The organism is Paenibacillus gansuensis, from assembly GCF_042684925.1.
Classification (GTDB): domain Bacteria; phylum Bacillota; class Bacilli; order Paenibacillales; family DY6; genus Paenibacillus_N; species Paenibacillus_N gansuensis.
This window is the reverse complement of sequence record NZ_JBHUME010000013.1, coordinates 172,851-187,314: the sequence shown is the minus strand read 5'-3', so window position 1 is coordinate 187,314 and position 14,464 is coordinate 172,851. Positions and strand designations below refer to the sequence as shown.

Sequence of the window (14,464 nt, the reverse complement as noted above, 5' to 3'; positions counted from 1 at the left end):
TATCTGCCATAGTTTTTTCATTTTTGTGCCACATAGCTCAATCCTCCACTTAATTATATTTACTTCGATTAGGAGAATAATAAAAGTCGATATTGATATCATACTAAGTATTTTTTTTTTTTTTATTAATCTCAGATTCAATTAAATTTATAAAAGCACTAAATGATTCAAAAGCGCTCTCTGTATAAGCTTCTTCAAACATTTCAATTTTAAATTTATCTTCAATCTGCACTAGAAGCTCGACTACATCAAAAGAGTCAAGCATGTACTTACTCACAAAATCTTCTGTTGGATCTATCTTGTTAGCGATTTCTTTCCCCTTAATTTCATTTATAATCTCAAGCACTGCGATTTCAATTGTATGCATATATACCTCCCCCGCCATCCTGAAATTCTGGTCAGAGTCGCTAATTTTTTATATTAATTCATTACTGTTAATAAATTGAATAATCTTTTGAACTGATTCTTCTATGGTTAATCTATCTGTCTTCACAACAAGATCCGGCCTATCGGGAGCCTCATATGATGCTGAGATCCCAGTAAAATTTGATATTTCCCCACTTGCTGCTTTACTATAAAGACCTTTTGGATCCCTTCGTATGCACTCGTTAACCGGACAGTCTATATAAATTTCAAAAAAACGACCCGGTTGAAATAGTTGGCGAGCTAGTAAACGTCCTTCGCGGAATGGTGAAATAGAGGCACAAATAGTGAATATGCCAGCATCAATAAATAATTTTGCTACTTCAGCAATTCTACGGTTATTTTCCATGCGATCATCAACAGAAAAACCCAAATTTTGATTTAGTCCTGTGCGTAGGTTGTCTCCATCTAAAACATAAGTTTTTATTTTATTCATAAATAAACATTTCTCTAATTCAAATGCAATTGTAGACTTACCTGAGCCAGATAATCCAGTTAGCCACAAAACGCAACTCTTATGAGAATATAGGAGTTGTCTATCTAACTGACTAATTGATGCGGAATTATAAAAGATATTTTCAGAACGCAAAAATCTCACCTCGTTTTCAGTTTTAGCTTACATCAAATTAAGAAGAATTTTGTATTTGCCTTCTTTGTCTATCAATTGATTATGTGAGCCTACATCTACTACCTTTCCTTCGTCCATTATTATTATTTGATCAGAATCTTGAATGCTTGATAAACGATGGGCAACAACTATAGTTGTTTTACCTTTTCTTAATGAGTCCAAATTACTTTGTATTTTCCTTTCAGTTTCCTGGTCTAGAGCTGACGTTGCTTCATCCAATATTAATACTTCAGGTTTTCCCAACAGTGCTCTTGCTATAGCAATTCTCTGTCTTTGTCCCCCGGATAAGTTGACACCCATTTCCCCAAGTATTGTTTGATAACCGTTCTTTAAGAGAGTTATTGTATCGTGGATTTCCGCGGCAATACACGCTGCTTTAATATCCTCATATCTATAATTTCGACCTAGCAAAATATTATTTTCTATAGTATCAGGAAAAATATATGGTTCTTGAAAAACAATAGAGACCTTTTGGGTCCATTCATATCTTTGTAATTGATAAAGTGGTATATCATTTACCATTATTGCTCCATTATTAGGCTCATCAAGTCTAACAAGCAATTTGGTTAAAGTTGATTTACCACTACCACTTCCTCCTACAATTGCAGTCTTACGTCCAATAGCAATACTATGGGATAGATTTGATAATACTGATTTTTCACTAGGTTCATATCTAAAGCTAATAGAATCGAATTTAAGACTTGAAATATTCCCCTTAATCTGCAACGGACCGCTATTCAATGATGGAGCATTAAAAATCCTTCTTGAATTTTCCCTTTTCTCCGCTATTTCAATAAATTCCATAGCCACCTGGTAAACTGTTTGAATAGAATTCATAAGTTGACTTGTAAACTGGTATAATATCACAAACATTCCGATTGATAATTCAGAATACATCACTTGATAACCACCATAGATAAGCACAACAATACTTGATGAAAGCTTAAGTGGGTCAGACCAAAACATTTGGATATTTCGAAGTCTTGCGTCTTCAAGTAATTTTAAGTAATAATTTTCAAAACCCTTATTAAACTTATTCATTTCCCAATCATTAGCATTAAAAGATATTACTTCTCTGGTGGATGATATACCTTCATCAATATTTACCATCACTTTCTTACGACTTTCCTGTATTTCTTTCGCTATCCTTGCTATTGGTAAAGAGAAATATTTACCCAAATAGATATAACTAAGTCCTAATAATAAAAGTGCACATAAAAGAGATATACTTGTAGCCCCAATAATAGACGCTATAATAATCAAACTAAGGATACCTTCCATACCCCGAGGTATTGTTTGTGCCACAATACTACCGGTAGCAATATATTCATTAATATTGGATATCAAATTTCCTTTTCGTTCGTTCTGATAGTAATAGGCTGGCAATTTATATAACCTGAGCATGTAATCATTTCTCATATAAACTTTTATTTTTTCATTCAATCGTTGGAATAATATATCTTGGCCTACCCATGACAACAAAAATATTACTATAACAACGCAGAAAATTATCATATAGCCAACGAACAGATTATACTCGCCCTTAACAAATATATTATCAATAATATTTTTTTGAATAGCAGTAAGTATTAATGAAGTACAAACAGAAATAATAAGTAAAGCAGTACTTGAAAGGTACATCCAAAGATGCAACTTAATACCAGAAATTATCCATTTATACCTCATCATTATTTAATTCCCTTCCATCTACCATTTGACGAAATCTACCGTTGATTGCCATTAAATTTTCATAAGTCCCGGTTTCAATTATTTTCCCCTTATCCATCACTACAATCTTATTGTATTTTCGGATAGTGGATAAACGATGTGCTATAGATATTACGGTTTTGCCATCAAGGAGCGTATTAATAGCATTATTAACCTTGGTTTCCGTTAAATTGTCCAAAGAGGAAGTAGCTTCATCAAAAATAATAATTTGAGGGTTTTTTAAAAATACTCTTGCAATAGATATTCTTTGCTTCTGGCCACCCGATAGTCTACTTCCCTTCTCCCCAATAAAAGTATCATATCCACTTGGTAGATCTGTAATAAAACTGTGAGCGTTGGCAGCTTTCGCAGCTTGTATAACTTCATCAATCGTAGCATCTGGCTTAGAAATCCTAATGTTTTCTGTTATTGTTGTTCCAAACAAATATGGTTCTTGAAATACATATCCTATAGTATCTCTGAGTTCTTTTAATGATAACTTATTAATAGGAGTATCATCTAACGTGATTACACCATCTAATGGGTCATAAAAACGTGCTAAGAGCTTTGATAACGTAGACTTACCACATCCACTGCTACCTACAATACATATTCTTTCCCCAGGGTTTATTACTAAATCAATATCAGTAAGAACAACATTATCGGAGTTGTATCCAAAAGAAATTCTTTTAAGTTCAATTTTCCCCTTTACATCCTTTAATTTAACTGGATTATCTGGGTCCTTTACATGAGGTGATAAATTTATAAACTCATACAATCTTGTTGCGTTTACCACATTCATTTTTTGTTTATTAATCTGCGTCATAACCACGGTTAATTTAAACATTATTTGATAAAACAGTAATATGAATGTAACAAATTCACCAATAGTTAATGAACCTGCTCTAACGAGTGAATATCCGACTAATAATAATATAACTACGCCTATATAAATAGCGACTCTACGCATCACGGCATACATATCCATAAAGAAAAAGAATCTAGAGAATATACGTGATGATTCTTGAGCAATATTTATCAGATTTTTAAGGTCCCACTTCTCGGTGCCATATACTCTAAGCTCTAATACTGCTGACAGGGAATCATACTGTTTCTTATCAACTTCAGTGACAAGTTTACTATATTGTTCCTTATACGATATTGCCTTTCTTTCAAAATAAGGGCCGGACAGATAATAAATAAACATACATGGTATAAACAATAGCGTTAGTTTATAGTTAATCGTCATTAGAAATATAAATGATAGTAATAACTCACATGAAGATTCTAAAATTACAGGGATGAAGTATCTCAACATTCCTTGGACCACAGGTATTTCTTGAGTAAATAAAGATATAGTTTTACCAACTGGATGCTGCTCATAATAACTGAAACCTAGATCCCTCACTTTTTTAAAAACTGAGAGTTGTATATCTCTAGATGCTTTTTCCTGAAATTCAATACCAATTTTATTTTTTTTTGCATTTGCTAATAACATGAATATATATATGCATATGATTCCAACAATTAGTAAATTAAAATTATTTAAGTTTTTTGTGGGCAATATGTGATCAATGAAATGTTGAAACATTTTAGAAATTATCAAAGGGATGACTGATGAAAACATACTTAAACATAGGAATAAAACAAAAATTTTCTTGTAAGGAAATAAATAAGAAAGGCACCAGAGGTAAACCTTCCAAAAAGTTTTAAACTTTTGTACAGACTGAGCTACCTCCATAATGTTCACTCCAAATGTACGTATTATATTAGGAAAATACCTCTTCTAAAAAGTTGGGTAAAATATTAATCCTTAGTTTTGGTTGTTTGCCAATTTCGTAAGCACACGTTGCTAAAACATATCGATCATGAATATCAATTAGTTGAAGATTTACAGGTTGCCTTTTAGCATTGATATATACATTATGTGTTTGATTAAGCTCTACTGAAAATGAATTTAATCGAATGTGTAAGCCTTTACCCTGTGCTTTCACATAGCTTTCTTTTAAAGTCCACAGTTCATAAAAACGTTTTAATTGATCATTACCTGTAAGCGAATGTAATAAGGAACTTTCTGAAGAGGTAAAAAACCGATCAGCCATACTTATGTCTATTGGAGTTATTTGTTCGATATCTATACCAACAGGTTTATCACTCGTAATGCAAACGACCCACATTCCGGAATGAGAGATATTAAAATGAGTATCTAGATTCGTTTTAAAATATGGCTTACCGTAAATGTTTCTTGATATTTCAATATCATACATTGGTGTTTGAAATTTCTTGGAAGCAATTTTTCTTATAAGTAACATCCCAATTAAACGGCGAACACGGTCGTCACGTCTAATATACTTTTGCACATAAATCCTTTCATTTTGGGGCAGCATATTTAAACATTTAGAATAGCAGTCATTGGAAATATATGAGTTAATTTGTATTGCATCTATTAACATATTTTCTCCTAATTGTATTTTCTTAAAAACCCTAAGGCTTTTAAATCATTTCAAATAGTTAGATGTAATAAAATTAGACATTTTTTTAACTGCCTGACTAAATTTTGCTGGAGGTAAACCAAAACCAACTCGAAAATATCCAGGTCTTTCAAAAACTTCACCTGGAAGAACCGAAACCTCTGTTTCCTTAACAAGTCTTTCCGCAAATCGTTGCGTGTTTTCAGTTTTATCTTTAAAATAAGGAAATGCTACAAGTCCTGCTTGTGGCTCTACCCAATCAATAATAGAATTATGCATTTTAACAAATTTTCTGAATTCATTTACATTTTGTAGTACCAATGATTTATTTTTTAATCCAATTTCGTTATTATGCAATAAAAGCCTGTAGGCTAAGAAATCATTTACTGAACAGATTGAATGAGTAGTATAGTCTTTGAAATCACGCATTTGTTTTATTAATGATCGTTCTGCAACAACCCACCCAATTCTAAGTCCTACACATGCAAAACATTTAATCATTGAACCCATTGCCACAATTCGATTTGATTTGTTATATAGTGAAGGGAGCAATGTTTCATCATCATAAGGAATAAATCTATAATGCTCATCTACCAGTATCTCAATATCATGTTGTTTTGCTAAATTGATTATTGCTTTGAATTCTGAATTTGAAAGTGTCATACCTGTAGGGTTATGGGGATTATTGAGTACTATCACTTTAGTCTTGTTGTCGATAAGACTTGATAGCCGTTCTAAATCGACTCGGTAATTCTCTTCAGCATACAATTCTAAATGTCTAACTTCATAACCTAAATATCTAGGTACCTCATAAAGTGTTTGAAAAGCTGGAAAGGGAACTATTACATTAGCTCCTGGTTCGAAACGAAGGTGATAGTAAATAAATAAAGCCTCACTTACACCAGTTGTAACAATTACCTCATCTGGTTCGACGTTATTATATAATGATGCTATTTTACTTCTTAATGAGTAAGATCCATAAGTATCATTATTTTTAAAACTGCACTCAAGCAATTCGCTCACATTTGTATTTGTAATACTTAGAACTTCTCCTAACGTAATATCAACAACTCCACTTTCACCAAGATTATATTCCACAAATTGATTTTCTATTAACCACGGTTCCATCATATGCAATGATATGTTCAATGTAAGTCTCCTTTTATGTGTAATAAGTCGTTATTGACATTTAAAAAATTTATTTGTTGATAGCGCTTTATGAACTAGAAAAATTCAGGTAGTCAATTAACGTTATTCATTTTTTTTACTACATCCTCAATAACTGATTTAAATCCTGGTAGAAACGAATTAAAGAATCCTGTACAATGACTTGCTTGTGCATAATCTGGGTGTTTTAAAAGAATAATATGAGCTTTTTTAAGATTAAAATGTGGTATGTAGGGGAATAAATGGTGAACAATGTGATAGTTATCGTGATGTGGGGTCAAAATTAATCTCTCAATCCAAGTTCCATAATTATTTCTACTTGAATAAAGAGGATGGGATACTTCCAATCCAGAATGATCAGCTAAATCTGACCAGAAACGGATAATAGGGAAGATAGTTACTAGCGGAATAAACCAGTATAGTACAAGCTGCGTCCAGAAGTTAAAAACCACAGCGATAAACAAAATTGCAAACCAAACACTTAACTTTATTGCATACTCAATATTTGATTGTTGATCTTTAGAAAACAATCTAATGAAACAGTCTTTTATATTTTTGATAATGTGCTTTATTAGAAAGGACCCGAGTATATACTTTAACACAAATGTTTTAGTTGTAATTGTGCTGCGACCAAGCCCCAACTTTTTCAGTTCCGATGTGTCAGGATCTTGCTCTGTCCACAAATATTTGTGATGGTTATTATGAGAAGTGCAGTATGAATTAAAGTTCGTCATTACTGGAAGAGCAATAAAAACAGATGCAATCCATTTGTTAAGAAAATAATTCTTGAATAACAATTTATGACTTGCCTCATGCATCAAATTGTCTAAGCCCCTCATTCTGCCACCTATTATAATTATAGATATTAAATAAATAATAAAATTCCCTGAAAATTCAGATATAGCAATTGCTGTGATTATTAATATCCAGTCTAGTAGTAAAGAGAAAAAATTGTACCAATTATTTTTCTCTTGTAATACCTTGATCTCTGCAAAAAGTTCACTAGTGAATGAAAGACCCTTAAATTGTCGAAACTCCTCATTAATATTTTTATGCTCATTAACATTTTTTAGTCCCACTTGTTGTCCCCCTTACATTTTAATCATTATAACTATGTACTGAAATGCCAGGTCACTGGGAAAACGTTAATCTCTATTTATTACTGAGTTGGTATAATGTAATTGATTATCCAAAATTATAAATGTTGGCATTTGTAATCAATTTTGAATAAATCCCCTCTAACTTCGGTATCTGCTTTTGGTTATTAAATGAATGCTCTATTATATTTCTTCCTTGTTGCCCCATTACATTCCACATACTCCTACTCTCGATAAGTTTTATCAATTTTTCTGCAATACTTTCAGAGTCTTTCTCTGGAACGAGAAATCCACATAAACCGTCATGTACAAGTTCAGGAATACCAGCATGCTGGGTGGATAAAATTGGTAAACTACAAGCCATTGCTTCTTTCAGAACATTCGGGATACCTTCTTGATTACCAACTCGATCCTCTATACTACAGAGAGCGAAAATATCAGCATTATTAAATTCTTTTACGATTTCACTGTGAGGCAGGGAACCAATAAATTCCACTTTATCCTGGATTCCTAGGTTTATAACTAAATTGCTTAGAGGTTGAAACAATTCACCCTCACCGATAATTCTTAAATGAATATTTGGGTAAACCTTTGAAGCAGCATAAAAACCTTTGATTAAATATTCCATACCTTTCTTTTCGATTAAGCGGCCAGCTGAGATTATAATAACTTTATTATCATTTTTATTTTTAAAGTTATCATTTTTAATAAACGTATTGATGTTAATACCGCTATTTTGAACAATTATTTTACTTTCGTCACAACCATAGCTGGTTAAAATGTTCTTCATATAAATAGAAGTGGTAGTAAATGCCTCCCCAACGTCAAATAAATTAGACAATTGTTTCGTATAAACAGGTCTTTTATTGGTTGGAACGTCAAAACCATGAAAAGAAGTAAGGAGAGGTAAACCCAGCTTCTTTTTTAAATTTATTATTCCAATCCCAGACGGCCCAAACCTAGCATGTATTAGTTGTATATTATTTTCAATAATTGACTTTTCAAGATCCTCCATATTGTTAAACAACCTAACATCCTTAAAAGGAAACTGATCAGCATTAGTAATTTTTTTTGTATAAAAAGTTACGTCATAATTCTTAATATTAGCTAATTCTGAGTATATAAAAGTCTCTGTAAGTGGGAGATACTCTCCAAAAAGCTTGACCATTGCTATTTTGTATTTTTCCAAGTTTTTCGCCTTCCTAACGATTAATTGGTAAAATAACTTATCCTGCTACCGGATTTATTGCAATCACACATAGTAACGATAGTGCCTTTTAAAACTTGTCTTTCATATTCATGAAGACAAATCTCACCTATAAAGAATGATTCTATTAAGTCTGTTGCAATGTCATTATGTTTATTTTTAAAGATTTTATAAGTTTCTTTTGCAATTTCATTATAATTTTTTCTTGGATGTGCTAGGTGAAATGATTCGATTTGCTCACTGTAGATCACATTACAACCATCTTTTACCGCCCGAAAACCCATCTCTAAATCTTGAAGCCTAACAAAATTAGGATCAAATCTATAATGTTGTATTAACTCAGTCGATGTTGATAAATTACCGGTAAGTACACAATACCATCGTAACGGCCAGCCTGGTCCCCGATCCAGATAAGCTTCCGACATTACTCTTGGCATTGGTTCTATATGTCTTCTAAACCCGTCTATATATCCTTTTTCAAATTTATCTAATATTTTTATGCGCGAATCAGGAGTAAGTCCAGTATATAACTCCCAACGTTTTCCACAAACGAATGAACCTCGATTGTGAATATTAATATTCACATGATTACTGAGGGAATCCGGCAACAACAACCTATCATCATCCAAAAACAACACATAATCACGCGAAACATTTTGTAACGCATTGTTTCTTGCGGTAGCAACTCCTTTTGGTATATCATTTTTTATATAGTGAAATTTCTTCCATTTAGATCGCCACTTCTCAATGATGTTTTCTGTTTCGTCCGTTGAACCATCATTACAAATTACCAATTCGAAATCAGTATACTGCTGTTTGGAAAGACAATGTAATGTAAGATCTAAATACTCAGCCTTGTTCTTGGTAGCTAATACTACACTGATCGTCATTTAACTATCCCCATGGTATTATTTCAACCTATTTTTTAATAGATTCTAATACTTTATTAATTTCCTTATTCTCACTGTTAAGAAAATTTATCCAATTAGGTAGATATATTTTATTACATGTTATGTCAAGTTCAAAGAAATTTGCTTCTTCGGTTTTTTCGAAATCTTCATTCTTGAACTTATTAGAAGTAAACATTAAGATCATTTGTCTATTAAATTGATTTCTCTTAAACATACATGTTAATAAAGTGCTATTGATTGATAAAGCGTGCAAGTAAGCCAGATATAATAAGCTTTGAGCAACACCTCGTCCTAACAAACGACATGACACTATTAACTGAACTATATCAACTCTCTTTTCTAAATGGACCCTTAAAATGAGTAAAGCAGCACGGCCATATGTTCCATATTTGTCGCTAACTTTAAAGATATACAATTTGTAACTTGGGTTATCTATCATTTCCTTTAATTGATCTTTCGTGTACCTATACCCCGTAGTATTTAACTGGTTTGTGCGATCAATTAACTCCTTAATCCTATCTAACTCTTCGTAATTCGCCATTAATAATTCAATTTGTATATTTGAATCACGCAAAAAATCTATATCGGTTCCTGAAAAATTTTCTTTATTTATTAATCGCTTCTCTTCTAACGCGTATAATTCTAAACGCTCGATTGCCTCGGTAGTATCCAATCTTTTAAGATTTTTAGCGATTTCAAAAACTTCTGTCAAATTTTTGGCATCTGAGATATTAATGGTACTGAACTTACTTCTAACTTGATCCCTTTCAAATTCATTGTCGTCAACAAAAAGGATGTCTTCAATTTTAAAATGGAAGCCATTTATGAATTTTTGAATTGAGTTGACTTTGTTTCCCCAGTTTATCTGGGGATATAAAAAGTATTTGTCGATACCCATTTCTTTTAACTTACCCTTCGCAACCTCCATGTCATTTCTGCTTGCAATAGTTTGTACAACACCTTTTTGTTTAAAGCTTTCTAATATATCTACAATTCCAGACCTTAGTGTCACTTCTATATCCTCACTTAAAATACCATTCCATACGGTATTATCAAGGTCCCAAATCACACATTTAATCATGCGAAGTCTCCTTCTATAGTTCTTGGTAACCATTACTCATCATGTGTTAACGTTCTCATAGAAGTATTGCATGATAGCTTCAATAGTAGAAAAATTACCAAGAATCAAATCACTATCGGAGACTATAACACCGGTTTGTTCCTCCAGTTCAATAATTAAAGACATTAAATTTACCGAGTCAAGACCTACATCCATAAGATCAACATTTGGTTGCAAAATTTCCCCCTCACTAATTATGCCTAAATCTATCATTTTATTATTTACAATTTTTAAAACTTCTTCACTATTCATAAGCATATCCTCTCTTTTCTATATTTATTAGATGGGAAACAGTACAGTGTTCGTTATTAGTCATTTGATATTTTGTTCTCGTCTATAACGTGTTAATAGTCTATTTATTTCCTTTTCCAAAAAATTAAAGTCCATTATTTCTTCTCCTGATGCACCGACAAAGGATAACATTCGGTTAGATTGCCCGTAACCAAGGTATGATAATAAATCACCAGTATAATATTCAAATTGTTCAATCTCGGCTTTTGATAATTCAAGTTCCCATGCCGTTTTTCTATTGGACTGCAGTCCACCCCCAATAAGTTGATGTTGCAACTTTGTGTATTCTGGTGGTACAAATCCAGTGGTACTTAACATAGATTCCTCAAATTGAATATTCAAATACTCACAAATCCCTTTTATGACTTCTTCTGTATTTGTAAGAATATCTTCATATCTCACTCGATAAACACTTTCAGGAAAGAAGGACTCTGCTGCTAAACCATACGAAACTTGAGATGCCCAGTATGTTGATAACTTTTGAATATTTTCATTTTTAAGTGCCCAATCAGTCTTTCTAATTGAAGCTAATACAGCTCTCCCATCCCGAATAACATGAATAAACTTTGCATTATTAAAAGTGTTATTTAGCGTTCTGATATACATGATATTATTTGGTGTATGATCAATCCACATGCTGGTTTTTTTTTTGTGATTGGTTGAATAAGACTCCACAAGAAAATCTAGAAGATCTTGTATGGTTATACTGTTATTAATAAGATAGTTCTTAACTTCCTTAGCATCTACTTGCCATAATTTAAATCTCTTATTATTGAACAGGTCTTTTTTTAATAATTCTATATTATTTGAATATGTCTTAAATTTTGATATGAGACCAATTTTAAACTGAGACTCCGGTACACAAATACTTTCGCTATGTGCGCCTAACATTGAACCCAGAAGTGTAGTACCGCTCCTAGGGCATCCACCTATAAATACCGGTTTGTAAATTGACCTATTATCACCATTCATATAATCTGTCCTCTTTAGTTAAATATATTTCCTTAATTAACACCATGTAAAAAAGATAGTTTTCATAATTCAGCTTCATAAATGAGCAACATCATTCGCTCATAACTTAGGACTTCTAAGTCTTAATAGAAAAATAAACATTACTTAATTACTTAATTACTTGATCTTCTCTTCCTGATTTATGATCAACTTTTGATTATTTTTCTCCAATGTAGAAATCAGCTCCTCCAGGATGTACTTTTCCCGTGTATGAATTTTCTTTAGGCTTTTACTCAAGTTATTTAATAGACGCATATCTTCCGTAATTTTAAATTTTAACGCTGTATCTTTAATTGAATTTGTTTCTTTCTCCAGTTCTGAATATTGATTTATGAATTCTTTCAAGTTTAGTTCATCATGCATCATATAATTCAGTCTAGATACCATCACCTTCTTATGTTCCCAAATAATATGAAATGGCCTTAGATCGATAGGATAATTATAAGTAGCTATGGTTTCGATATGTTCCTCCATACAGTCATAAGTTTGTAATCCGAATTTAGCATCAGGGTCTGGATTTTCGAAGTGCCTAATCTTTCTATCTGATGGTATAGATAAACAGTATTCACGCAATCCTTCCACCACACATTCTATATCAAATATATAGTTAGCCGATGGATTTACCTTATATAACTGTAAACGATTGATCCAAAGACTATTCTTATCAGCTTTAGCCAATTCGTACCCTTTTTCAATTAGAGCATAATCCGCTTCGATAAATTCATATTTATGATGATTAAAATATCCGCTTATCTTAAACTTCCCAGTTAAGTTGTTATAGCCATAGATAAATATTGGGTGATAATATGGTCCTTTTTTATATTTTGGTGATTGTGGAATTACTGATTCATCAATATTTAAATGCACATAATACCCTGCATCAATCAGTCCTCTAATAAGATCCAAAATTCCAAAATTCACAACATCCAACATTTCTCTTTGTAATATTTGGCTCGTTGTTGTGAGATGAGGATTAAAATGGTATGCAGGGTCTAGAGTGTAAAAATCAAACCATATTTGAAACCGTTTGTAAGATGTGCATTTTAATTGAATATAATTACTATAAAACCATCCTAAGTAATCTTTTGAACTAGCTAACGCTGTTAGATAGAATGCATGATTTGCGTACGAAGATACGAGGGGTTTTTCAATCGGCAGAATATTAGATTCTATACTGAACACTCCTTTGAAATGATTTTAAAAATCAAATTTCAAGAACTTTCATGCAACATATAGTTACCACCATATAATACATTTTTTGGATTTAGTTAAATATAACAAAATATGATTAATTATATCTCTATCTGCCTTTTTTTCGGCATTACTATCTTGCTGGAGTATGACCCCTTCCTGCCGGTGCTAGCCAAGAATAAATGATTTTTGCACCAATTTAAGGAAGCCCTCTATTAATAAATATGCTACCAGATCGAAGAAGTAGAAGTTCATGTCATGAATCGATTTTTCAAGTACTTAAAACCATCAAGTCAGCGCTTATATGCACGTGAAGTTTTTTGCATTTAGGATCTACATCCAGGTCACTGGTTCATAGAATCCAGCTAAGTCATCGTCATACCGTTAAATAATACAAACGTCATCCCCATCACAGCCAACATACCTTTCACATTTTAGTAAATTAAAAAAAGCGTCTGATCAAATGATCAAACGCTTTTCCCAGCCTTAAGACATATCAAACATTTGCTTCCTAGTGCTATATTTGGCTTAATATGAACTTCAGAGCTGTACGTCTAATGATATTGTAAGTGTAGAGGTACTTGAAGATGTTGCAAGTTGTAAAATCAGATGGATCTGTATTATATGGAATTTTGTAAGAGCGTACTACAGTAACAATAAAATGTTAGTCTTGTTCGACATATCTTCTTAGTGCACTCATCTCATCTTGGACTTCCTGTTCGGTGGGTCTTGGAGCCAATTCTTTTAGACTGAGCTTATATTCACGTCTGATCGAAAATGCCCCCCCATCCTCTTCCTTATCAATTACCTTCCGGACGATCCGGCGGATAATTAAGAAATTAACTCAGTTACTCTCATTTTGGGTGAAAACGGAGTTTGCGCGACCTCTTGTCCGGTTCCCTAGAAAGGTTCGAACGGATTCATACAATTTTAAACAAGTATAAAACTGTTCGAGACGACATTACAGCAACTACAATCAAAAAATATGATGAACCTGACACCGAAATTTATGAGAAGATTTCCGAACTTATTGGACTTGGTCCTGTTCGCGAACTCCATCGGTCAGCCTTGGAGCACATACCGCTCTGTCGAGCATACATACAATACTTGGAGAAGGGTAGACGCCTCCTACATCTATAATAACCACAGCTAGCCAAGCGTCACCCTAACTTTGTACATAAATAGACACGCTCATATTCTTTGCAAGTTTCAAAGGTGCTAAAGTTATTTATTTGAGTTG

Annotated in this window: 13 protein-coding genes; all 13 read right to left on the bottom strand. The window is 32.6% G+C overall.

Annotated features, from left to right (window positions below; genetic code table 11):
* Positions 1 to 103: 103 nt before the first annotated feature.
* Positions 104 to 367 (bottom strand): acyl carrier protein, encoded by a 264-nt coding sequence (locus tag ACFSUF_RS20320; RefSeq protein WP_377605994.1) that lies wholly within the window; start codon positions 365 to 367, stop codon positions 104 to 106.
* Between the two features lie 48 nt (positions 368 to 415).
* Positions 416 to 1,021, bottom strand: coding sequence for an adenylyl-sulfate kinase (cysC, locus tag ACFSUF_RS20315; protein WP_377605992.1), 606 nt, complete (start codon positions 1,019 to 1,021; stop codon positions 416 to 418).
* Between the two features lie 18 nt (positions 1,022 to 1,039).
* Positions 1,040 to 2,740, bottom strand: coding sequence for an ABC transporter ATP-binding protein (locus ACFSUF_RS20310; RefSeq protein ID WP_377605990.1), 1,701 nt, complete (start codon positions 2,738 to 2,740; stop codon positions 1,040 to 1,042).
* Positions 2,727 to 4,499 (bottom strand): ABC transporter ATP-binding protein, encoded by a 1,773-nt coding sequence (locus ACFSUF_RS20305; RefSeq protein ID WP_377605987.1) that lies wholly within the window; start codon positions 4,497 to 4,499, stop codon positions 2,727 to 2,729. The genes ACFSUF_RS20310 and ACFSUF_RS20305 overlap by 14 nt, the downstream gene beginning before the upstream one ends.
* Positions 4,500 to 4,527: 28 nt before the next feature.
* Positions 4,528 to 5,211: a 4'-phosphopantetheinyl transferase family protein gene (locus ACFSUF_RS20300; protein WP_377605985.1), complete on the bottom strand. Its 684-nt coding sequence runs from the start codon at positions 5,209 to 5,211 to the stop codon at positions 4,528 to 4,530.
* 45 nt (positions 5,212 to 5,256) lie between these two features.
* On the bottom strand, positions 5,257 to 6,378 hold the full coding sequence (gene gntC / locus ACFSUF_RS20295) for a guanitoxin biosynthesis PLP-dependent (S)-gamma-hydroxy-L-arginine cyclodehydratase GntC (protein ID WP_377605983.1): 1,122 nt from the start codon (positions 6,376 to 6,378) through the stop codon (positions 5,257 to 5,259).
* 92 nt (positions 6,379 to 6,470) lie between these two features.
* Positions 6,471 to 7,475, bottom strand: coding sequence for a fatty acid desaturase (locus ACFSUF_RS20290; RefSeq protein WP_377605981.1), 1,005 nt, complete (start codon positions 7,473 to 7,475; stop codon positions 6,471 to 6,473).
* A gap of 106 nt (positions 7,476 to 7,581) precedes the next feature.
* Complete coding sequence (locus ACFSUF_RS20285) at positions 7,582 to 8,682, bottom strand: glycosyltransferase (protein WP_377605980.1); 1,101 nt, start codon at positions 8,680 to 8,682, stop codon at positions 7,582 to 7,584.
* Positions 8,683 to 8,702: 20 nt separating this feature from the next.
* Positions 8,703 to 9,590 carry a glycosyltransferase family 2 protein gene (locus ACFSUF_RS20280; RefSeq protein WP_377605978.1) on the bottom strand — a complete coding sequence of 296 codons (888 nt, stop codon included), beginning with the start codon at positions 9,588 to 9,590 and terminating at the stop codon, positions 8,703 to 8,705.
* A gap of 28 nt (positions 9,591 to 9,618) precedes the next feature.
* Positions 9,619 to 10,692 carry an HAD-IIIC family phosphatase gene (locus tag ACFSUF_RS20275; RefSeq protein ID WP_377605976.1) on the bottom strand — a complete coding sequence of 358 codons (1,074 nt, stop codon included), beginning with the start codon at positions 10,690 to 10,692 and terminating at the stop codon, positions 9,619 to 9,621.
* A 39-nt stretch (positions 10,693 to 10,731) separates the two neighbouring features.
* Positions 10,732 to 10,983 carry an acyl carrier protein gene (locus ACFSUF_RS20270; protein ID WP_377605974.1) on the bottom strand — a complete coding sequence of 84 codons (252 nt, stop codon included), beginning with the start codon at positions 10,981 to 10,983 and terminating at the stop codon, positions 10,732 to 10,734.
* Between the two features lie 60 nt (positions 10,984 to 11,043).
* Positions 11,044 to 11,994, bottom strand: a complete 951-nt coding sequence (locus ACFSUF_RS20265; RefSeq protein WP_377605972.1) for a sulfotransferase family protein — start codon at positions 11,992 to 11,994, stop codon at positions 11,044 to 11,046.
* A gap of 156 nt (positions 11,995 to 12,150) precedes the next feature.
* Complete coding sequence (locus ACFSUF_RS20260) at positions 12,151 to 12,954, bottom strand: hypothetical protein (protein WP_377605970.1); 804 nt, start codon at positions 12,952 to 12,954, stop codon at positions 12,151 to 12,153.
* Positions 12,955 to 14,464: the final 1,510 nt, after the last annotated feature.

What these genes read in the sequence shown, in the direction of transcription:
- ACFSUF_RS20265 (WP_377605972.1), bottom strand. Translation starts at nt 11,994, where the DNA reads ATGAATGGTGATAATAGGTCAATTTACAAACCGGTATTTATAGGTGGA.
- ACFSUF_RS20310 (WP_377605990.1), bottom strand. Translation starts at nt 2,740, where the DNA reads ATGATGAGGTATAAATGGATAATTTCTGGTATTAAGTTGCATCTTTGG.
- ACFSUF_RS20280 (WP_377605978.1), bottom strand. Translation starts at nt 9,590, where the DNA reads ATGACGATCAGTGTAGTATTAGCTACCAAGAACAAGGCTGAGTATTTA.
- ACFSUF_RS20270 (WP_377605974.1), bottom strand. Translation starts at nt 10,983, where the DNA reads ATGAATAGTGAAGAAGTTTTAAAAATTGTAAATAATAAAATGATAGAT.
- ACFSUF_RS20320 (WP_377605994.1), bottom strand. Translation starts at nt 367, where the DNA reads ATGCATACAATTGAAATCGCAGTGCTTGAGATTATAAATGAAATTAAG.
- ACFSUF_RS20300 (WP_377605985.1), bottom strand. Translation starts at nt 5,211, where the DNA reads ATGTTAATAGATGCAATACAAATTAACTCATATATTTCCAATGACTGC.
- ACFSUF_RS20275 (WP_377605976.1), bottom strand. Translation starts at nt 10,692, where the DNA reads ATGATTAAATGTGTGATTTGGGACCTTGATAATACCGTATGGAATGGT.
- ACFSUF_RS20305 (WP_377605987.1), bottom strand. Translation starts at nt 4,499, where the DNA reads ATGGAGGTAGCTCAGTCTGTACAAAAGTTTAAAACTTTTTGGAAGGTT.